This window comes from Paenibacillus mucilaginosus 3016, from assembly GCF_000250655.1.
GTDB classification, from domain to species: domain Bacteria; phylum Bacillota; class Bacilli; order Paenibacillales; family NBRC-103111; genus Paenibacillus_G; species Paenibacillus_G mucilaginosus.
This window is the reverse complement of record NC_016935.1, coordinates 2,187,776-2,206,919: the sequence shown is the minus strand read 5'-3', so window position 1 is coordinate 2,206,919 and position 19,144 is coordinate 2,187,776. Positions and strand designations below refer to the sequence as shown.

The following is a 19,144-nucleotide window of genomic DNA, read 5'->3' as shown; positions in this document are numbered from 1 at the left end:
TGAAGAGGCTGTGCTTTTTTTGACGTATAATTGAGTCATCTCGAAAAGCGGGTGAGACGGATGATTCAACAACAACAAAGCTTGGTTCTGAGCCCTTACGCGGCTCTGTATGATATCGTCGTGCCGAAGGACAACATGCTCCGTCAAATTAACGAACTGGTGGACTTCACTTTTATCTTTGAAGAACTGCAGACAAAATATTGTTTGGACAACGGACGTAACGCCATTGACCCCATCAGAATGTTTAAATATTTGTTGCTGAAAGCCATCTTTGAACTATCTGACGTAGATATTGTCGAGCGTTCTAAGTATGACCTGTCGTTTAAGTATTTCCTGGGCATGGCACCGGAGGATCCGGTCATCGACCCGAGTTCTCTGACAAAATTCCGCAAACTGCGGCTCAAAGACATCAACTTATTGGACATGCTCATTGGTAAGACGGTAGACCTCGCTATCGAACTGAAAATCCTGAAGAGCAACTCCATAATCGTCGACGCTACGCATACAAAAGCGCGCTACAATCAGAAGTCGCCGCTAGAAATTCTGCGAGACCGTGCACGAAAGCTGCGAAAGTCCGTTTACACGATGGATGAATCGCTCAAAGCCAAAATGCCCGCAAAGAACACGAGCGACGTACTCGAAGACGAAATCGAGTATTGTCAAAAGCTTGTGACCTTCATCGAGTTGGAATCCGGGATCGCGCAAGTACCAAAGGTTTTGAATCCGTTACACCTGCTGAAGGAAACGGTGGAGGATGACATCGAACAGCTTCGTCTAACGGCGGATCCGGATGCTCGAGTGGGACATAAAAGCGCCGATTCTGCATTCTTTGGATATAAAACTCATCTGGCCATGACGGAGGAGCGCATCATAACGGCAGCTGTCATTACAACAGGCGAGAAGAATGACGGCAAGCAGCTGCAGACGCTCATCGAAAAAAGCAATGCAGCAGGAATGCAAGTTAAGACCGTCATTGGCGATACCGCCTACTCCGAGAAGGATAATATTTTGTACACAACGAACAATGAGATTGAACTTGTAGCAAAACTCAATCCGCTGATCACGCAAGGCAGCCGTAAGAAAGAAGAGGAATTTCTATTCAACAAAGATGCCGGCATGTACGTATGCCCGGCTGGTCACATGGCGACTCGAAAGGCCCGGCAAGGCAAAAAAGGCGTCGGTAAAAACCAACAGGATACCTATTATTTTGACGTAGAGATCTGCAAGAGCTGTCCGCTCAAGGAGGGCTGTTACAAAGAAGGCGCCAAGAGTAAAACTTATTCCGTAACGATTAAATCTGATGAACACGCGGAACAGATGGCGTTCCAGGAAACGGAATATTTCAAGGCGAAATCCAAAGAGCGCTACAAGATCGAAGCGAAAAACAGCGAACTCAAACATAGACACGGGTATGATGTTGCCACATCTTCGGGTCTGATTGGCATAGAAATGCAAGGTGCAATGGCCATATTCGCTGTAAATCTTAAGCGTATACTGAAGCTGGTAGATTGAAAAAACGTATCGAGCAGACCAATTTTAAGCCTATAAAAAAGCCATCTGACCCTAAAAATGGGGGTAGATGGCTTTTTTATGACTTATACGAGGCTCCTGAGGAAAAAGCGTAAGTTCTTCAGTGGCCCCCCGCCAGGGAACGGCTTTTTGCCTGCCGACAGCTTGTGGTCATCCTTGGCGAGTCCAGCCAGCTCCCTTTGGTCTTTCCCTAACCCGGAACCAACCAAAAAGGAACTCCTCCCCTTCACCCTGCACTCTCTTACAAGATACCGGAGCGCGCCGCTCCGGCTAGCCGATCCACCGGCTGATCCCCCAGATGATCAGTGCCCAGATCGGCAGCGTAAACAAGATTCCGATAACCGTCCCCCGCAAAGCCGAGCCTTCTCTCATCAGCCCCGCCTCCTGAACGCATAGTGGTCTAACAGTATATGCCCGGCACCTGTCCCGGCATGCCTGTATATGCCGGCCCGACCGGTTCATCATCTTTTGTCCGGGCCTTCATATACTCCTCTTAGGAGGGATGAACTGTGGTCGTTCTGCAAATTCTGGCGGGCATCCTGCTGGCCGTGCTGTTCTGGAAGCTCGTTCAATTGACGGTGCATATTCTGCTGACGGCGGTGAGTCTGTTCTTCCTGCTGTCGCTGGTGTTCCCGGGCGTCCTGCTTCTCCTCGGGAGCCTGCTGCTCGTCATGGTCAGCCTGATCGCCACCCTGGCGCTCCTCTGCATCGGGGCTCCCTTCCGGACCAAAACATGACGGGGGGATCATCAGCGTCCCCCTTTTGCCTGAGATTGGTTACTCCCTGCAGAGATCAGCCTTCCCTTATGGCCCTCAACGCCGTATGGGCCCAGGAAGCCGCCTCTTCCTCCGAGCCCTGAAGGGGCACATGAAACAGATGGGTACCGGTGCCGGGCGCGTTCCGATTTCTCATCACGACTTCCCCTTCCACACCTGATCCGACGGTATACAATTGGAGAATATAGTCCTTCTCGAGCTCCATGCTGCGGCATGGTTCTTCACGTCTGCGTTCCATTCCGGCGCCTCCTGTCCGAATCGTTATTCCTCCGGCTGCCTGCTGCCTATAGAATGTACGCCCCCGGAAGCTCTCATTCCCCCGGAGACAGGGTCTGGCGGTTCAAATACCTGGCAGCCGATTCCACCGTCGACTCATAAACCGTACGGGATATCGCATACCCGAGCGTCGTTGAGATGCCCGCGTACCGGAAACGCTCCCCGCGCTGAAGCGCTGCAATGATGACGGCGTCCGTGGATGTGCCCGTTGCGGTCAGCCCGCAGTCCTCCAGACGTACGTCGAGGTCCTGCAGCGCGGCGGTCTTCGCTTCCGTTGCGGTAATGACCGCATTCACGAAGGCTGCGTCCGTCAGATGCCCGTCCACCACCACGATGGTATTGATCGTGCCGGGATACAGGGCCGATTCCTCGCAGTCTTTGCCGCCCCGGATCTTGTTGCGCAGTCCGGCCGTGACCCAGGTATATACGCCGCCGCCGAGTCCCAGCTCCACATATCGGGTTCCCCGGTCATGAAGCTCGGCGGCCGTGAGCAGTGCCGCGGTTTCCTCCCAGGGCATGCCCTGCCCCTCGAAATAAGCCCGCATTTCCTCCAGCGGATCATCGGCAAGGTAATGCTTCGAGACCTGACGGTTGACCAGCCTGCGGGAGGCAGTGAACCCCTCGCCCCACATCGAGGAATTCAGCACACGCATCGGCGTGCCGCTCTCGACGATCATCACGCTTTCGTACCCGCTGTCCACGTATCCGAAGCGCAGCCCCTCGATCGGGAGCGGCTCGTACTGGGCCCCTCTCATGATTCCGCCTCCTCCGCCAACAGCTCCGCCCGCGTTTCCGTATAGGGCTGGTATACATAGCTCCGGTCCAGCTTGACCACGCGCCGTGTCCGTTTGCGGATCATGACCGTATGGTCATCCCACGCGACGACATAGCCGCGGACATCATTGGCCCGGTCCGCATCGCGGACAACCCGCAGCAGCGTCCCGTCCACACGGTATCGATCCAGTTCTTCGTCGGTAATCATCATCTACCCGCCTTTCCTTTGTTATAAGAATACACCATTTGGGGGATACAATAAACAAGAGAGAACGCGAGATTAGGCCGGAGGGGTGCACAGACCATGGACAAGAAAACCTATTATATTGCGGTCGGATCAGGTGAAATCCTCGAGCCCGCCGATACCACCGGCAACTTTGAATTCGAGATTCAGGCCACCCCGGAGGAGATAGATCAGCTTGCGGAGCTGTTCGAAGATCAGGATGATGCCGAGGGAGATACGGCGGCGAGAGCCATCATCCCTTACCGTCTGTACCATAAGGATAAAGAGAATGACGCCTATGACGCCAACCTGCAGGAAATCTACCGGATGCTGCATCAGCTCGGCACTCCCGAAACCCGGAGCCATATTGAGTCGATGAACATCCTGGACGGGCTCAGACCCTGAGGCTTCTCCAGCACAAAAAGAACCTGCTCCGCCGGAAAACCGGGGACAGGTTCTGTCATTATCAAGCGGTTAGCCTACGTGTTCGCGGGAATCGTTGGTTTCGAACCAGTAATCCAGCACCTTGCTGGACATCACGCGCTTGTTGATGTACTCGATCTGCTGCTCCGTGAATTGTTCCTCCCACGAAACTTCAAGCTCTTTGCACAGCTTCACAATCGTGAGCAGTTCGGACCAGGCGACATACCGTTTGTACCAGAAAAATTGCGGATGCTCAATCATATAGGGATACAGATCGTCAAAATCCGTATGTTTACAATCCAGGGCACGTTCAAAGTGGATCTTGGCTTCGTTCAGCTTCGTTACGAAAAAATCAACCGGAATTTCTTTCCCCATGCTAGCTGCACCTCCCCTTGGTAGTCAAGCAACAATCCTTCCTGCGTCAAAACCGTGACCTCTCTCGCGTAGATCCTTCAGTCTTAGCTTCTCCTGCACAGCAAACGGTGATGGGAATAGGGTCTCCCTGCCGGCAATCGCACCATCCGCCCGGGGCGGCGGTGCCCGTTTACCCTTAGTCGCTTAACGCTATTATAAAGGAAAACGACACCGGATGGAAGGCTTCCTCCCCGAATCCCGCCTGCCCAAATCTTGTTACTCGAACTCGATGCGTCCGCCGGCGAGCGACGAGATTCTCACAAGCGATTCCACGCGTACGCCCGACTCGCGGATGGTCCGTCCGCCGGCCTGGAAGGACTTCTCTACGGCAATGCCGAGGCCGAGAAGCTCCGCGCCGGAGCGGCGGATGATCCGGATCAGCCCGCGGGCCGCATCGCCATTGGCGATGAAGTCGTCGATAAGCACGACGCGGTCATTCTCGCTCAAGAATTCTTTACCCACCATAATGTCCGTTACAAACCCTTTGGTGAACGAAGGCACGCGCTCGCAGTACGTTTCGGTGTCCGTGTTCAGCGTCTTTTTGCGGCGTGCGAACACCATCGGCACCCCAAGCTCCTGGGCTGCTGCGAAGGCGATCGGAATGCCTGAGGATTCGATCGTCAGGACCTTCGTCACGCGCTGCTCCCGGTAGCGTCTGGCGAATTCGCGGCCCATCTCCGTCGTCAGGACGGGATCCACCGCGTGGTTGAGAATGGCGTCCAGCTTGATGACCTCGTCTGAAACCACCACACCCACTTCGCGAATCTTTTCTTTCAACAATTCCATACCTCGTTCTCCTTCCGCTCTTCAACCTTATTCGTAAACTTATCACAAGGTCCGCAGGGGTTTCAAGTGCAGCGGCAGGGGAAGTTTCCCCAGTCCCGGTGCAACTTTCCGGTTTGAGCTTCCGTTTTATAGGGTATATAGGGTAGAAAGATGCGGTATGTCCAAGAATTTGGTATGCTCGGAATGAAAACGGAAGTTTTTCTTTCATTTTGACCGGATTTCGACCGATATCCTCTTTGAAGACCGGAGCCGAACGGAGTATGATGAGATAGTCTATCTCTACAGGCTGCCTTAATAGTAAAATAAAGCTAAGAATTAGTAGAGCGTATCCATGTACGGAAAGGAAGTTCGTGATGACCAGAGAGAGAGCCCTCACCGGTTTCTTGTCCGTCTTAACCATAACCTCGCTCCTGACCGCGGCCGGGTGCCAGTCCGGCGGGCCCGGAGCCGCACCGCCCCAGTCCCCCTCCGGGTCTGCGGTGGAGCAGCAGAAGCCAGCGGCCGTCCTGGACGTACCGGCCGGCCCTCCGACGCCGGCGCCGCAGCCCGCTCCCGCCTCCCCTGAAGATCAGGTGTCGCTTGCGAGCAACGCGGAGAAGTCGGGCGGCACCGTCCTGCCCCCGCAGCCCAAAGATACCAAGGGGAAGACCGCGGCTGCGGACAAACCCAAAATCGAGATTCAATCGCCTTATACCGAGGCGAACCCCACCCTCCTCGGCCTGACGCTGAAGACGGCTGCCTCCGAAATCACGGGTAAATTCGGCAAGCCGAAGGAGCAGTTCGTCATGGAAGACGATGCGGATCCGGTTACGGTGTACGATTACACGGACTTTCTGGTCGGATTCAACAGCAGGAACGAGCTTCACTTCGTCGATGTACGGAGCGCCGACGTCAACCCGGGACTGAACGGGCTGAAGCTCGGGGACCCGGTATCGAGCGTATACGAGGCGCTCGGCAAGCCCGATCCAACACGAGCTATGTCTTGACCTACAAGGCGACAGGCGCCATTCTCAAGCTCGACATCGACCCGAAGACCCAGAAGGTCAATTCGATCAAGCTTTTTGCGGAATAATACGGTCCTCTCAGCGGCGTACCCACAATGGAACAGCCTGCCGCAGGAACGGCAAAAAAACCTTGGCCACCCGGTCAAGGTTTTTGTTTGTGCACAGAAGCGGGCCCGCGGAGACATCCCTCCGCGGGGGCTTCCCGCGCGCGGTTAAAGCACGCTGCACCTATTCGGGTGGAGACGGTACGGAGTCAGAGCCGCTCTTCTCGCGGCATTGCCTTACTCCGAGGATGAGCCGAAGGCCGACTTTTTGCGGCGCCGGTACCGCAGGAACAGGAATGCGCCTACAACGAGAATAAGGATGAGTACGATCGGCAGCGCCATATGATGATGAAGACTGTGAAGCAGACGGAGGGCATTGGCCCCGATGACATGTCCAAGCGTGAGGAACGTGGTTACCCAGACGAGTGCACCGCTTCCGGCGTAAAGCAGGTACCGCCAGATCCTCACATTGCTCACTCCTGCCAAGTAGCAGGTAAAATGACGTACGCCCGGCACATAGTAGCCGAAGAAGACCGCCCACATGCCGTACTTCTTGAACCAACCCTCCGCTACGGCGAGCCGCTCCGGTGTCAGCTTGATCCAACGCCCGTATTTGTACAGGAAGGGCTTGCCCACCGTACGGCCCAGCGCATAGCTGACCACCATCCCCGTCATCGCCCCGAGGAACGACACCAGGAGCGTCGTGCCGAAATGCAGTACGGGATTATGGGACGTTGTCAGGGTACCCACGGTCGTCATCAGAATCTCATCGGGCACCGGCACCCCGACAATCCCCAGCGCCAGCAGCCCGTACAGTGCGATATAACCGTACTGGTTTATATACTGCAGAAGATGCTCCACTCTGACACGCTCCAGCCATTTTTTTCAGGAGAAGAAAAGGCACTTGTCGAAACTTGTACCTTATTACCCATTGTATCAGAAAACGCCCAAAAGCCCAAGCTTCCCTCAGGCCAAATTGGAAGAAAAGGCATGAGGCTTGCCCCTGTTTCATAGGTTGTATAGTAAGCTCAGGTCGGCGAGGAGGACTCGGGTACGCATGAAAAAATGGACTGGCGTCTTGCAGGTCAGTTTTACCTATGTGGGCACGGTGGTCGGCGCCGGCTTCGCCACAGGGCAGGAGATCCTCCAGTTCTTTACCCGGTACGGGTGGATGGCCACCTTCACCATCGGGATCTCCACGTTCCTGTTCATCTGGCTCGGCATCAAGCTCATGATTCTGGCAAACGATGTAGGCGCCAAATCGTATGAGGATCTCAACAAGCTGCTCTTCGGCGAGAAGGCGGGCGGGTGGGTCAGCCTGCTCACGCTGATCTCCCTCTTCGGCGTGTCCACGGTAATGCTCGCGGGCTCCGGCGCCGTATTCTCGGAGCAGCTCGGCTTCCCGCACCAGCTCGGCCTGCTGTTCACCCTGGTTCTTGCCTACATCCTGCTGGTCCGGGGCATGGATGCGATCATGGCGGTGAATACCGTGGTCGTTCCCCTCATGGGCGGCTTCATCTGTCTGATCGTCTGGCAGACGATCGGCACCCCCGGAGCCGGCAATTGGCTTACGCTCGAGTCGGACTACCCTGCCGTCCGGATCTGGTTCTCTCCCCTGCTCTACGCCGCCTTCAATCTCACCATGGCGCAGGCGGTGCTCGTTCCGCTCGGGGTGCGTGTCGGTGACCGCAGCGTGCTCCGCTGGGGCGGGATCATCGGCGGGATCTGGATCGGCGTCATGCTCCTTGCGGGACATTTTGCCCTCTCCGCCCACATGCCCGGCATCACCCAATACGACATTCCGACAGGCCAGCTGATCCACCGCGTCGGACCGGTGCTGCAGCTGCTCTTCGTACTCGTCATCTACGGCGAGATCTTCACCACCCTGCTCTCCGACGTGTACGGGCTGGTTCTGCAGCTCGAGCAGCGGACAAGATGGTCTTACCAGGTTCTCCTGCCGGTCATTCTGTGTCTGTGCTACTTCGTCAGCCAGGTCGGCTTCAAGACGCTGCTCTCGTCGCTCTATCCCTTATTCGGCATGCTCTCGCTCGCCTGGCTGGTCCTGATGATTCTCCGCCGGAGTCCCGCTTCCGGAGGCGCCTGAACCGAGGACAAGGAAAAGACGGACAGCCATCATGAGCATTCCGGTGAAGCTGAAGACGAAGCCGCACAGCAGATACCCGTAATGGTACGGCGGAAACAGCTCCGCATCGCGCAGCACGGCGATCAGGTCCGTGAAGAGGAACATGCTGCCGGTGAGGAACAGAAGAAGAAGCATATAGTCAAAATAAGTCCACTGCCGCGGAACCGCGGCCTGCAGATGGGGCAGCAGTCCGGGCTTTGCGCCCCCTGTCCCGTCCGCGGCCGCAGCCGCACCGGCACGGCCGGCGGACCAGACGGACCAGGCCATCCATACGGCCGTTCCCGTCGCGGCCAGTCCCAGCGCCGCACCCAGTATAGCAAGAATCATCATCATGGCTCTCATACACCTCGGGTTATCATTATCTCATTTCGTTTATTACGGTGATTGCGGTCTTACGCCATTCGGGCCAGTAGATAGACCAGCCAGAGGAAGCCTGCGAAGACGGCTGCAGGCAGAAGAAACAGCAGCATGGGGATACACCGGGGCAGGCCGCTGTGCGGGCTCCGCCAAAGCAGGCTGCCCGGCATACCGGTAGGTCCCTTGTCTCCGTGCCCTGCCGGATCCGGGAGGGATCCTTGGCTTGCCGGGGAGATTCTCCCGCGCCTCCATCCGTCCCTGTAAGTCAATTCTCTTGGTGCGCGCCCGCCGGAGTCCATGGCGAAGCTCCTTTCTACTTGAAATGCTCCCGCCGGATTCGCTATACTCAGAGGAATAAAGCGAGCCTTCAACCAAGGCTGCGCCCGGCAGTAAGGCTATGTCCAGAATATACGATCGGGCTTTCTTTGTACAAGTCTGTCTTCATAACCCGCATAAACCGGAGGTGAGCTTATGACGAAGGTTGCCGCCGTAACGGGCGGAGCCCAGGGAATCGGCCGGGCGGTCTCCCTCGCTTTCGCTTCGGCCGGCTATGACATCGCAGCCGCCGACCCCGATAAGGAAGGGGGGCTGGAGCTGGTGCAGGAGATCCGCAGGCTCGGAGGCAGGGCCATGTATGTGCCGGCCGATGTCTCCAAGGAAGAGGACGTGGAGCGGTGGTTCAAGCTGATCCGCGAAGATTTCGGAAGAATCGATGTGCTGGTCAATAACGCCGGCATCATGCGGCCCGGGTCGATGCTCGAGCTGCCGCTCGCCGCGTTCGACGAGGTGCTCGGGGTCAATCTTCGCGGCACCTATATGTGCTCGCGCCTCGCCGCCAGGCTGATGAAGGAGCAGCGCTCCGGCGTCATCCTCAACATGTCCTCCACCCGGGCCCTGATGTCGGAGCCCGATACGGAGTCCTACGCCGCCTCCAAGGGAGGCCTGCTCTCGCTCACGCACGCGATGGCTGTGTCGCTCGGCCGCTACGGCATCCGGGTGAACGCCATCTCCCCCGGCTGGATCGAGACGTCCGACTGGCAGAAGGCTTCGGCCCGCCGCAAGCCCGTCCACTCCGAACGGGACCGGCTGCAGCATCCCGCCGGCCGTGTCGGCGCCCCGCCGGACATCGCCTCCGCCTGCCTGTATCTGGCCAGCGACCAGGCGTCGTTCATCACCGGCCAGAACCTCGTCATCGACGGAGGCATGACGGTGAAGATGATCTACGAAGAAGAATAAACATGCATTACAGCTTAAGGCGCCTCTTCCGTCCGTCGGAAGGGCGCCATTCCATGTCAGCAGGGAGTTTTTTGTTATGTGGTTTGTCTTTGCCGCCGCTTCGGCCCTGTGCTTCGGGCTAAGGGGCATTCTGTATCAATGGTCGTCCCAGCGTCCGCTGGACCGCAATCTGATGCTCTTCGGCGTCTATTTCTGCGGTATGGTCGTGGCTCTGGCCGCCAGCCTGCTCACCTCCGCCGCCTGGAGTCCGGCCGTGTGGATGGGCGCGCTGCTCGGCCTCTTCTCCTTCACCTCCAACGCCGCGATGTACAAAGGATATGCCGTCGGCAAAGCCTCGCTCGTCGCGATGTTCACCGGCCTCCCCCCTGTTGTCGTCGTGCTGCTCGCATTCCTGCTCTGGGGCGAGAAGCTTAACGGCTGGCAGCTGGCCGCCTTCCTGATCATCGTCGCCGGCGTGCTCATGATCCGCTATTCCAACGACATCTCCCTGAAGAATCTGCAGGGGGCCCATTGGGGCGCGATCGCCATGCTGTTCTTCGGTCTGACGGACCTCTCGACGAAGGGAGCCACGATGATGGGAGCGGCCACCCTGCCGACCCTTACCCTGATGTACGGGACCGGCACCGTGCTCTTCGGCCTCATGTGGCGGCTTGGCCGCAGTCAGGCGGATGCCGCACAGAGGGAAGCCGTCGCTGCCCGCAGCGAGCTGGCCGCCGCTCAGGAAAGCGGAGCGGCCGAAGGGCCTTCCCCCGCCCCCGCAGCCTGGACCGGCAGCCGCACGTTCCTGTGGGGCATGATCGTAGGCCTGACGAACATCTCCGGCATGATGCTCATCATGCCGGCCTTCCGGCTCGGCGTCACCGGGCTCGTCTCCGTCGTCTCCGCGATGAACGTCGTGATCGTGCTGCTCTACGCCCGCTTCGGGCTCCGCGAGCCGTTCACCCGGCTGGAGGCGGCCGGCCTGACGGCGGCGCTGATCGGCGTGATCGTGCTGCGTCTGGCCTCGTAGAGAGGCGTTGGAGAGGCAGCGAGAGGCGCGGCGAGGTGAAACGTCTTCTTCGCGTTGAACGTCCGCTTCGGACTGCGCGAGCCGTTCACCCGGCTGGAGGCGGCCGGCCTGACGCGCTGCTCGAAGTGATCGTGCTGCGCCTCGCCTTGTAGAGAGGCGGAGGCGGGCAGCCAGCAGTCGTCAAGTGATGCCGGTAAGCAACGCGGGCGAGTGACGCGCCAAGTGATGCAGGCAGGCCACGCGGGCGAGCCAGAGCGCCAAGCAATACGGGTGAGCAGCGTGCCTAGCAGCGCGCGTTGCCTCGCCGGCAAACGGATCGCAGTGATGCTTGGCAGCATGCTCATCGCAGCGAAAAAGCCTGACGGCGCTAACCGAGGCCACTGAAAAAGTCCGTCTAAAAAAAAAGCACAGCCCTTCAAGAAAATTGAAGAGGCTGTGCTTTTTTTGACGTATAATTGAGTCATCTCGAAAAGCGGGTGAGACGGATGATTCAACAACAACAAAGCTTGGTTCTGAGCCCTTACGCGGCTCTGTATGATATCGTCGTGCCGAAGGACAACATGCTCCGTCAAATTAACGAACTGGTGGACTTCACTTTTATCTTTGAAGAACTGCAGACAAAATATTGTTTGGACAACGGACGTAACGCCATTGACCCCCATCAGAATGTTTAAATATTTGTTGCTGAAAGCCATCTTTGAACTATCTGACGTAGATATTGTCGAGCGTTCTAAGTATGACCTGTCGTTTAAGTATTTCCTGGGCATGGCACCGGAGGATCCGGTCATCGACCCGAGTTCTCTGACAAAATTCCGCAAACTGCGGCTCAAAGACATCAACTTATTGGACATGCTCATTGGTAAGACGGTAGACCTCGCTATCGAACTGAAAATCCTGAAGAGCAACTCCATAATCGTCGACGCTACGCATACAAAAGCGCGCTACAATCAGAAGTCGCCGCTAGAAATTCTGCGAGACCGTGCACGAAAGCTGCGAAAGTCCGTTTACACGATGGATGAATCGCTCAAAGCCAAAATGCCCGCAAAGAACACGAGCGACGTACTCGAAGACGAAATCGAGTATTGTCAAAAGCTTGTGACCTTCATCGAGTTGGAATCCGGGATCGCGCAAGTACCAAAGGTTTTGAATCCGTTACACCTGCTGAAGGAAACGGTGGAGGATGACATCGAACAGCTTCGTCTAACGGCGGATCCGGATGCTCGAGTGGGACATAAAAGCGCCGATTCTGCATTCTTTGGATATAAAACTCATCTGGCCATGACGGAGGAGCGCATCATAACGGCAGCTGTCATTACAACAGGCGAGAAGAATGACGGCAAGCAGCTGCAGACGCTCATCGAAAAAAGCAATGCAGCAGGAATGCAAGTTAAGACCGTCATTGGCGATACCGCCTACTCCGAGAAGGATAATATTTTGTACACAACGAACAATGAGATTGAACTTGTAGCAAAACTCAATCCGCTGATCACGCAAGGCAGCCGTAAGAAAGAAGAGGAATTTCTATTCAACAAAGATGCCGGCATGTACGTATGCCCGGCTGGTCACATGGCGACTCGAAAGGCCCGGCAAGGCAAAAAAGGCGTCGGTAAAAACCAACAGGATACCTATTATTTTGACGTAGAGATCTGCAAGAGCTGTCCGCTCAAGGAGGGCTGTTACAAAGAAGGCGCCAAGAGTAAAACTTATTCCGTAACGATTAAATCTGATGAACACGCGGAACAGATGGCGTTCCAGGAAACGGAATATTTCAAGGCGAAATCCAAAGAGCGCTACAAGATCGAAGCGAAAAACAGCGAACTCAAACATAGACACGGGTATGATGTTGCCACATCTTCGGGTCTGATTGGCATAGAAATGCAAGGTGCAATGGCCATATTCGCTGTAAATCTTAAGCGTATACTGAAGCTGGTAGATTGAAAAAACGTATCGAGCAGACCAATTTTAAGCCTATAAAAAAGCCATCTGACCCTAAAAATGGGGGTAGATGGCTTTTTATGACTTATACGAGGCTCCTGAGGAAAAAGCGTAAGTTCTTCAGTGGCCTCCGCTAACCGTCAGGCTTTTTTATATGCAATAAGGTGTGCCCCAGCCATGGACCATTCCTGCATCTATCTCAACAGAAACGGATGGTTCACGCCACCCGGACAAATAGCGGAACTATAATGCCTTATCGGATGATTTTCCATGCCTTCCCGGAGAATAGCGGAATTCAGATGCCTTATTCTCCGGTTTTTGTACGAAAAAACGGCCCTACTCTGCTGCATAGCGAATCTCAGTTCCGCTATTTCTAAAATACCCTTCTGACATGGCGATTAGCGCACCTGAGTTCCTCTATTGGCGGGGCAGGAGCAGGGGGAACCACGGGCAAGCTCTCGGCTCGGCCCCGGCGGGTACTCCCACCATCGCGGCTGGAAGGCAGGGACAGCAAGGGATTTCGTCCAAAACCGACCTATGCGGACCGGGGCTAAGAGCTCCGTCCAGGCCTCCCAGCACACGGGGGGCCTCACCCATAAACGCGTTACCGCCCTTTGCCCCTCTAATGCAGGCTTCCGGCCTATGCTGCCAATGGGACCACCCTAACGCGGACGCCCATCCTCATGCCGCCCTTTGGATCAATCTAACACGAGCTCCCGACCTGATGCCACCTTTGGACCACCCTAACGCGGACGCCCATCCTCATGCCGCCCTTTGGATCATCCTAACACAGGCTCCCGGCCGTCATGCCTCCGTTGATCCTCCCCGCACCGCGGTCCTTCCCCAGGCCTTATGCTGTCCATACCGCCACAGAGCGGCCAAGCGCTGCGGAGTCTTCCTTCCAACGCGCAATCCAATATATACACGAGAATGGCCTTTGGGCCTACGTGTCCTTTTTTTCCTTCCGGTACGTCCGGTACACGCCCCGCAGCTGCTGGACGACCCGCGACATCGAATACGACTTCGTCGCCTTCTCGAGAGCCACGCGTCCGAGCTGATAGCGGTACATCGGGTCCCCGATGACCTTCTCCAGCGCGCCCGCCAGCGCCTGCACGTCGCCTACCGGAACAAGCAGGCCGTTCACCCCGTGCTCGATCTGCTCGGCGATGCCGCCCACCTGCGTCCCGACGACCGCCAGGCCGCAGAGGGCAGCCTCAGCAAATACGGAGCCGAACGCCTCCGCCTGCGACGGGAGAACGAAGACGTCGAAGAACGGCATGAAGTCTTCCGGATGCAGCATGTAGCCGTAGAAGATCGTGTCTTCGTAGAGGCCCTGCTCGATGGCCAGCGCTTCAAGCTCCGGCCGCATCGGCCCGTCACCGATCAGGTGCAGCACGAAGGGATGCCCCCGGCGGCGCAGTTCGGCGCAGGCGAGCAGCAGCGTATCGAGGCCCTTGGCGGGAACGAGACGGCAGACGGTAATGAGCTGAGGCACCTTGTTCTCATGGTGCACCGGCTTGAACCGCTTCTCGTCGAACCCGTTCGGGATGACGCCGATCTTCTCAGGCTCCTGCACGTAGTCGGCAAGATACTGTTTGAAGGAATTCGACACCGTAATGAGCTGGTCCACCGTCTCCTCAAGCTCACGGTAGATGGAGGTAAGGAACTGATGCTCAGGGCCGTTCTCCTGGATGCGGCCGTTCAGGATCAGCTCCCGCTCATAACTCGAGTGGATCGTCATGATCAGCGGAATGTCCGGGAACAGACGCTTCATCACAAGAGCGGCAATGGGATGATGAGCATGAATGAGATCATAGGTCTTGGTCTGGCGCATCTTCGTCCACCAGACATAATCCTTGAACGTCTGTATGTATTTATCCACGATAGGGTGGCCCTCATAGACCTTCCAATCGAACGTGGAGAACGTCACTTCCTCGCTCCCCTTGCTGCGCACCCGTTTCGGCAGGGAGAACAGGTCCATCTCCCAGCCGCGCTTATTGAATCGGTCCAGCATGAAGGGCACCATGGAGGATACGCCGCCCGGCTGCTCCGGCGGAAAAAATAACGCTTGCAGTATACGCATGATTCTCCTCCTCCGGTCTTTCTCTTTGTTGTCGCTCGCGGCTTGGCACGCCCGCGTGCCGCTGCACTGCTTACACTTCCATCCTAACAGATTCTCAGAACCTATCACAAGGCTTCCCGAAACGAATATATGTTTGGTATAATAGGCAGGTGTCACTTAAACTCACACCATTTTCCAGGGCGGAGGCCTTTTCAAACCGCATGAACTCGAATCCCGCATCGCTCAGCGATACCCTTTACGGACCTGCAGGCTCCGTCTATCTCTACAGCCTGCTCATCGTCATCATCTTCATGACCATGCTTGTTTCCTTCCGTCTGCTCGTCACGCGGCGCAAGATCGGCTACCTGTCCATGATCATTGCTCTCGGGCTCCTGGTCATCCAGCATATTCAGATGATCGTCCTGGCCTATTCGGGCGCCTTGTCGCCAGGTGAAGAATATACCTCGCTTCTGCTGAAGGTGCTCGCGTTCGTCATGGTGAACATCGGCATTTATCAGCTCTACAATGCGACCAAACGAAGGGATTTTATCCTCTACGGCTTTACCTTCGCCTTAACGGTCTGCGTCTCGATCACTTACTGGTCGGCCCACCGGTGGCTGGTCGGCAATGAAGAGCTTCACACGCTGCTGCGCCCTCTCGGCATGGATTTGTTCCTGTTCGTGCTTATCTTCCTGTGCTTCATGCTCGTCCATCCCCGGATCGGGCAGAACGGGAAGTACCAGACGATGCTGACCGTGTATTTTGCCGCACATGCCATCCATACGGTGAACGTATATCTCTTCGACGGGAAGCAGGGGGAGCTTCGCCTGCTGGAGCTGACGACTCCCTTCCTCTTTTATATCGTACTGTTCCTCTTCATCGTTGAGAGGGTCATCGAAATTCTCCAGGCCATCTACACCTCCTCCATCACGGATGACCTGACGAAGCTCTATAACCGCAAGTATTTCGATGCCCGGGTCGTGCAGTATGTCAAAAGCGCCGTCCCCGTGTCCGTCATCTTCAGCGACATCGATAATTTCAAGAAGCTGAACGATACGAAGGGCCACCATATGGGCGACAAGGTGCTGAAACAGGTGGCGCGGATTCTTACTGAGGAAACCGACGAGAGCGGCATCTGCGGAAGATACGGGGGCGAGGAGATGGTCATCCTGGTCAAAGATCCCGATACGGACCCGCTGGAGCTCGCCGAACGGATCCGCCAAAGGGTCGAAAAAGAAACGGTCGTTACCGTAAGCATGGGATGCAAAAAGTGGCGGCGCCGGATGTCCCCGGCCTCCCTGATCAAGGGAGCGGATAAAGCCATGTACGAGGCCAAAACAACAGGGAAAAACAAGGTGGTTCAGGGCTGACAGGCCGGCCGCCTTGTTTTGCTGTGCAGCCCCCGGGGGCGAAAGCCTCCCCGGGCACGGGAATGCAGCAGCCCTTGCCGCTGCGGTCGGGGCTCGACCCAAGTACCGGCAGATGGGGCACTTGAACTTGTACTCACTACACTGCAGCACGGAACGCACCGAAAAATTCCAGCACGTGCGCCGCCAACAGTTTTCCTTCCCACAGGTGACTGCTCCCTGGGGAGGCAGGTCATCCCCTAACGTTTCCCCCTACTCCTGTCTCGCCCTTCCTCGGTTCGCCTCCATCCATTTCACCGCATAGTCCACCAGAGCGCGCTGCGGCATGAACAACGTTCGGGACTCTGCCACCCTGCCTTCGGTGACAAGTCCCGTCTCCGCCCCGAAAGCCTCTCCAATCGTCTCAAAATCATCACTGTCTATGCGGAAATCCGAATAGGCCGCCCATACTCGCTGCCCGTCTTTCCGGATCGGGGCTCCCAGTTCTTCTTCCTCCTTGCCCGGGTAAGATGCCCGGTACTCAGCCAAGTGAAGCGAAGTATTGTTACCGTGTCCGACCCCTAGCAGCAGCACCCGGGCATCCGCCTCATAGAGGCGGGCCAGCGGAGAGGCTTCGCCGAGGCTGTAGGAGAGCTCGTGCCCTTCTGTGATCCTCGCCGCCCCAGCTCCCCAGGCCGCAAACGATACCTGCGGGTGCGCGCTGCGCAGCACGCCCTCCTGCTTGCGGAAGCACTCCGGGATCGCCCCCATCGCCCGGGTGGGTGTCAAGCCGGGCTCGTACGCCGGCATCGTACGGCGGATCGTCTCCCACCAAGCCTCGGGCACCGGCGGGTTCTGCCAGCGGGCCGGATCGGAGAGATCCCCCGAGTGGGTCGGCATCACCAGCGTTCCCTCCCGTCCCAGCACCTCTTCGAGGGCCAGCACAACAGCTGCCGGGCCGCCCGGAATCCAGCCGCCGAACGATTTGAGCGAGGAATGCACGATCACCGTCATCCCCCTTTGCAGGCCAATACGCCGCAAATCTTCAACCAAACTGTCGATCGTATATAGCTTTCCTTCGATGGGTTTCATGACGCGTCCTTCTCTTTCTTCATGGATGTGGTTCTGAGGCTGCGGCAGATCAGCGTTCCCGCATAAACCGATACCAAAGATGCTGCCGTGCCCCATAGGTAATAGCTTTCGACAAATCCACTGCAGTACATTGGAAGTTCCTCACATAGCAGCGCATGTCCGCTCCCGGGATAATCCTGGCCGTACCATGACGATGGGAATCCGCTGGCCATCATCGCGGCAAGAAAGACGCCGATCCCCTTCTCAACCAAAAAACCTACTCCTGCCGCATGCACGGTCAGAATAAGCGGACGCCGTCCCAGATAGCTGTACAGCAAGCCTCCCATCGGCACATACGGCAGCACGGAGAACAGCACTCCATAAAAAATCCACGAAACATCCCGGAACATGTCCGCCGGTATGCGCCAAATGAGACTGTAGCTCATTGCGGTTACAAAGAAGGTCAGCAGGTAGAATCCCCCGAACAGCCAGCAGGATAGTAAGGTAATCCTAATCCATGGATACTGCAAAATCTTCACCCCGGTATTCAGACGGAGCAGCGGGGGAAAAAGTTACCGGCTGCCGCAGCAAACGAAAAACGCCCTGTTCCATAATGGAACAGGGCGCTGACGGCCGTCTTGACGCGGGCGAACTCAAGCCCTGACACACAGGCCGTACACACTGCCAGAGCGGCTAGCAGCCTGATGCAGCTACCCGATAGGGCAAGATGCTGCCGTAAATTCGTATGGCCGGTGCGGCCAGTCCCAGACGTCGGCCAGACGCTCCGCCTCATAAGGCGGTATGACGCCGGATAGTCACACAGCCGGCGCAGCCAACCCGGCATTCGCACTGCCAAGCCCGCTTGCATACCGGCACAGCGCCAAGCCCGGGCCCCTACACCGGTACGATGCACGGGCCGCCCGCCACAGGCGGCAGGGTGCCCTCACCTTTATCTTTACGCTTCGCGGTAAGGAATCGGGTCGGTCGAGCCGGCCTCCTCGAAGCCCTTCAGCCGCAGGCGGCAGCTGTCGCACTCGCCGCAGGCTTCCTCCTGCCCGTTGTAGCAGGAGGTCGTCAGGTGATAAGGAACGCCGATCCGGTTGCCCTGACGGACAATCTCCGCCTTGGTCCAGTCGATGAGCGGGGTCTCGATACGGATCGGGCCGCCTTCGACGCCGACGCGTGTCGCCAGTGCCATGACCTCTTCGACCTTGCGGATGAACTCCGGACGGCAGTCCGGATAGCCGCTGTAATCGAGCGCGTTCACGCCGATATAGATCGCTTCGGCTCCTTTCACCTCTGCATACGATGTCGCGATGGAGAGGAACAGCAGGTTGCGGCCCGGCACGTAAGTAACCGGAATCTCGCTTCCTTCGAGCCCGGTTTCGCCGGCAGCCGGCACCTCAATGCTCTCGTCGGTCAGCGCGCTGCCGCCGAATTCCTTGAGGAAGCCAAGCGAAATCACCTTGTGCCGGTCGGATACACCGTAGAATTCGGTGACCTTGCGCGCATTCTCGATCTCCCGCTTCTGGCGCTGTCCGTAATCAAACGTAATCGGATACAAGTCGTACCCCGCTTCGCGTGCAAGCCCCATGCAGGTCGTGCTGTCGAGACCGCCGCTCAGGATAACGACCGCTTTTTTGCTCGTGGTCATCGTTCTATTCCTTCTTTCTTCGGTAACTTGGTAACTTGTGTAAGTCAGGTGCAATTATGTAATCCGCCGCAGCGGATGGAA

At 57.0% G+C, this 19,144-nt stretch carries 19 protein-coding genes and 1 pseudogene; 9 read left to right on the top strand and 11 right to left on the bottom strand.

The window, feature by feature from the left end:
• Positions 1–60: 60 nt before the first annotated feature.
• Both PM3016_RS09930 and PM3016_RS09925 read left to right on the top strand, forming a co-directional pair.
• Positions 61–1,512, top strand: a complete 1,452-nt coding sequence (locus PM3016_RS09930) for an IS1182 family transposase (protein ID WP_013915070.1) — start codon at positions 61–63, stop codon at positions 1,510–1,512.
• A 527-nt stretch (positions 1,513–2,039) separates the two neighbouring features.
• Positions 2,040–2,267, top strand: coding sequence for a hypothetical protein (locus PM3016_RS09925; RefSeq protein ID WP_014369330.1), 228 nt, complete (start codon positions 2,040–2,042; stop codon positions 2,265–2,267).
• Between the two features lie 55 nt (positions 2,268–2,322).
• On the opposite strand, the gene PM3016_RS09920 is transcribed toward PM3016_RS09925, so the two are convergent.
• The 3 genes from PM3016_RS09920 to PM3016_RS09910 form a co-directional block, all read right to left on the bottom strand.
• Positions 2,323–2,544, bottom strand: coding sequence for a hypothetical protein (locus PM3016_RS09920; protein ID WP_013915391.1), 222 nt, complete (start codon positions 2,542–2,544; stop codon positions 2,323–2,325).
• Between the two features lie 73 nt (positions 2,545–2,617).
• A complete protein-coding gene (locus PM3016_RS09915; RefSeq protein ID WP_013915390.1) occupies positions 2,618–3,337 on the bottom strand; it encodes an adenosylcobinamide amidohydrolase in 720 nt (239 codons plus the stop codon).
• Complete coding sequence (locus PM3016_RS09910) at positions 3,334–3,564, bottom strand: hypothetical protein (RefSeq protein WP_014369329.1); 231 nt, start codon at positions 3,562–3,564, stop codon at positions 3,334–3,336. The genes PM3016_RS09915 and PM3016_RS09910 overlap by 4 nt, the downstream gene beginning before the upstream one ends.
• A gap of 96 nt (positions 3,565–3,660) precedes the next feature.
• Here PM3016_RS09910 and PM3016_RS09905 point away from each other — a divergent pair, with 96 nt between their 5' ends.
• Entirely contained in the window at positions 3,661–3,984 is a 324-nt protein-coding gene (locus PM3016_RS09905; RefSeq protein ID WP_014369328.1) for a hypothetical protein, read from the top strand.
• A 69-nt stretch (positions 3,985–4,053) separates the two neighbouring features.
• On the opposite strand, the gene PM3016_RS09900 is transcribed toward PM3016_RS09905, so the two are convergent.
• Both PM3016_RS09900 and PM3016_RS09895 read right to left on the bottom strand, forming a co-directional pair.
• Positions 4,054–4,377 carry a hypothetical protein gene (locus tag PM3016_RS09900; RefSeq protein ID WP_013915387.1) on the bottom strand — a complete coding sequence of 108 codons (324 nt, stop codon included), beginning with the start codon at positions 4,375–4,377 and terminating at the stop codon, positions 4,054–4,056.
• A gap of 255 nt (positions 4,378–4,632) precedes the next feature.
• Positions 4,633–5,202, bottom strand: coding sequence for a xanthine phosphoribosyltransferase (locus tag PM3016_RS09895; RefSeq protein ID WP_013915386.1), 570 nt, complete (start codon positions 5,200–5,202; stop codon positions 4,633–4,635).
• A 353-nt stretch (positions 5,203–5,555) separates the two neighbouring features.
• Here PM3016_RS09895 and PM3016_RS09890 point away from each other — a divergent pair, with 353 nt between their 5' ends.
• The gene (locus PM3016_RS09890; RefSeq protein WP_014369327.1) at positions 5,556–6,188 is read left to right on the top strand and encodes a hypothetical protein; all 633 of its coding nucleotides are present in this window, start codon (positions 5,556–5,558) and stop codon (positions 6,186–6,188) included.
• 299 nt (positions 6,189–6,487) lie between these two features.
• On the opposite strand, the gene PM3016_RS09885 is transcribed toward PM3016_RS09890, so the two are convergent.
• The gene (locus PM3016_RS09885; RefSeq protein WP_013915384.1) at positions 6,488–7,111 is read right to left on the bottom strand and encodes a DedA family protein; all 624 of its coding nucleotides are present in this window, start codon (positions 7,109–7,111) and stop codon (positions 6,488–6,490) included.
• A gap of 196 nt (positions 7,112–7,307) precedes the next feature.
• Here PM3016_RS09885 and PM3016_RS09880 point away from each other — a divergent pair, with 196 nt between their 5' ends.
• Entirely contained in the window at positions 7,308–8,354 is a 1,047-nt protein-coding gene (locus tag PM3016_RS09880) for a YkvI family membrane protein (protein WP_014369326.1), read from the top strand.
• Here the strand turns inward: PM3016_RS09880 and PM3016_RS09875 are convergent.
• Positions 8,280–8,726, bottom strand: a complete 447-nt coding sequence (locus PM3016_RS09875; RefSeq protein ID WP_014369325.1) for a hypothetical protein — start codon at positions 8,724–8,726, stop codon at positions 8,280–8,282. The genes PM3016_RS09880 and PM3016_RS09875 overlap by 75 nt on opposite strands.
• 495 nt (positions 8,727–9,221) lie before the next feature.
• On the opposite strand from PM3016_RS09875, the gene PM3016_RS09865 reads away from it, so the two are divergent.
• From PM3016_RS09865 to PM3016_RS09855, 3 genes and pseudogenes are all read left to right on the top strand, one after another.
• Positions 9,222–9,986 (top strand): glucose 1-dehydrogenase, encoded by a 765-nt coding sequence (locus tag PM3016_RS09865; RefSeq protein ID WP_014369323.1) that lies wholly within the window; start codon positions 9,222–9,224, stop codon positions 9,984–9,986.
• 76 nt (positions 9,987–10,062) lie between these two features.
• Positions 10,063–10,995 carry an EamA family transporter gene (locus tag PM3016_RS09860; protein WP_014369322.1) on the top strand — a complete coding sequence of 311 codons (933 nt, stop codon included), beginning with the start codon at positions 10,063–10,065 and terminating at the stop codon, positions 10,993–10,995.
• 485 nt (positions 10,996–11,480) lie between these two features.
• Positions 11,481–12,933, top strand: a pseudogene (locus tag PM3016_RS09855) (IS1182 family transposase).
• Between the two features lie 940 nt (positions 12,934–13,873).
• On the opposite strand, the gene PM3016_RS09850 reads toward PM3016_RS09855, so the two are convergent.
• A complete protein-coding gene (locus PM3016_RS09850; RefSeq protein ID WP_013915379.1) occupies positions 13,874–15,013 on the bottom strand; it encodes a glycosyltransferase family 4 protein in 1,140 nt (379 codons plus the stop codon).
• Positions 15,014–15,213: 200 nt separating this feature from the next.
• Here PM3016_RS09850 and PM3016_RS09845 point away from each other — a divergent pair, with 200 nt between their 5' ends.
• The gene (locus PM3016_RS09845) at positions 15,214–16,362 is read left to right on the top strand and encodes a GGDEF domain-containing protein (RefSeq protein WP_013915378.1); all 1,149 of its coding nucleotides are present in this window, start codon (positions 15,214–15,216) and stop codon (positions 16,360–16,362) included.
• Positions 16,363–16,611: 249 nt separating this feature from the next.
• Here the strand turns inward: PM3016_RS09845 and PM3016_RS09840 are convergent, their stop codons facing one another.
• From PM3016_RS09840 to queC, 3 genes are all read right to left on the bottom strand, one after another.
• On the bottom strand, positions 16,612–17,430 hold the full coding sequence (locus tag PM3016_RS09840; RefSeq protein ID WP_014369321.1) for an AAC(3) family N-acetyltransferase: 819 nt from the start codon (positions 17,428–17,430) through the stop codon (positions 16,612–16,614).
• Positions 17,427–17,948: a hypothetical protein gene (locus PM3016_RS09835; protein WP_420798954.1), complete on the bottom strand. Its 522-nt coding sequence runs from the start codon at positions 17,946–17,948 to the stop codon at positions 17,427–17,429. Before PM3016_RS09835 ends, PM3016_RS09840 begins: the two co-directional genes overlap by 4 nt.
• Before the next feature lie 416 nt (positions 17,949–18,364).
• Entirely contained in the window at positions 18,365–19,063 is a 699-nt protein-coding gene (queC, locus tag PM3016_RS09830) for a 7-cyano-7-deazaguanine synthase QueC (protein ID WP_014369319.1), read from the bottom strand.
• Positions 19,064–19,144 lie beyond the last annotated feature (81 nt).

Coding starts and splice junctions, on each gene's coding strand:
- PM3016_RS09930 (WP_013915070.1), top strand. CDS start 61: ATGATTCAACAACAACAAAGCTTGGTTCTGAGCCCTTACGCGGCTCTG.
- PM3016_RS09920 (WP_013915391.1), bottom strand. CDS start 2,544: ATGGAACGCAGACGTGAAGAACCATGCCGCAGCATGGAGCTCGAGAAG.
- PM3016_RS09915 (WP_013915390.1), bottom strand. CDS start 3,337: ATGAGAGGGGCCCAGTACGAGCCGCTCCCGATCGAGGGGCTGCGCTTC.
- PM3016_RS09910 (WP_014369329.1), bottom strand. CDS start 3,564: ATGATTACCGACGAAGAACTGGATCGATACCGTGTGGACGGGACGCTG.
- PM3016_RS09905 (WP_014369328.1), top strand. CDS start 3,661: ATGGACAAGAAAACCTATTATATTGCGGTCGGATCAGGTGAAATCCTC.
- PM3016_RS09900 (WP_013915387.1), bottom strand. CDS start 4,377: ATGGGGAAAGAAATTCCGGTTGATTTTTTCGTAACGAAGCTGAACGAA.
- PM3016_RS09895 (WP_013915386.1), bottom strand. CDS start 5,202: ATGGAATTGTTGAAAGAAAAGATTCGCGAAGTGGGTGTGGTGGTTTCA.
- PM3016_RS09890 (WP_014369327.1), top strand. CDS start 5,556: ATGACCAGAGAGAGAGCCCTCACCGGTTTCTTGTCCGTCTTAACCATA.
- PM3016_RS09880 (WP_014369326.1), top strand. CDS start 7,308: ATGAAAAAATGGACTGGCGTCTTGCAGGTCAGTTTTACCTATGTGGGC.
- PM3016_RS09875 (WP_014369325.1), bottom strand. CDS start 8,726: ATGATGATGATTCTTGCTATACTGGGTGCGGCGCTGGGACTGGCCGCG.
- PM3016_RS09865 (WP_014369323.1), top strand. CDS start 9,222: ATGACGAAGGTTGCCGCCGTAACGGGCGGAGCCCAGGGAATCGGCCGG.
- PM3016_RS09860 (WP_014369322.1), top strand. CDS start 10,063: ATGTGGTTTGTCTTTGCCGCCGCTTCGGCCCTGTGCTTCGGGCTAAGG.
- PM3016_RS09850 (WP_013915379.1), bottom strand. CDS start 15,013: ATGCGTATACTGCAAGCGTTATTTTTTCCGCCGGAGCAGCCGGGCGGC.
- PM3016_RS09845 (WP_013915378.1), top strand. CDS start 15,214: ATGAACTCGAATCCCGCATCGCTCAGCGATACCCTTTACGGACCTGCA.
- PM3016_RS09840 (WP_014369321.1), bottom strand. CDS start 17,430: ATGAAACCCATCGAAGGAAAGCTATATACGATCGACAGTTTGGTTGAA.
- queC (WP_014369319.1), bottom strand. CDS start 19,063: ATGACCACGAGCAAAAAAGCGGTCGTTATCCTGAGCGGCGGTCTCGAC.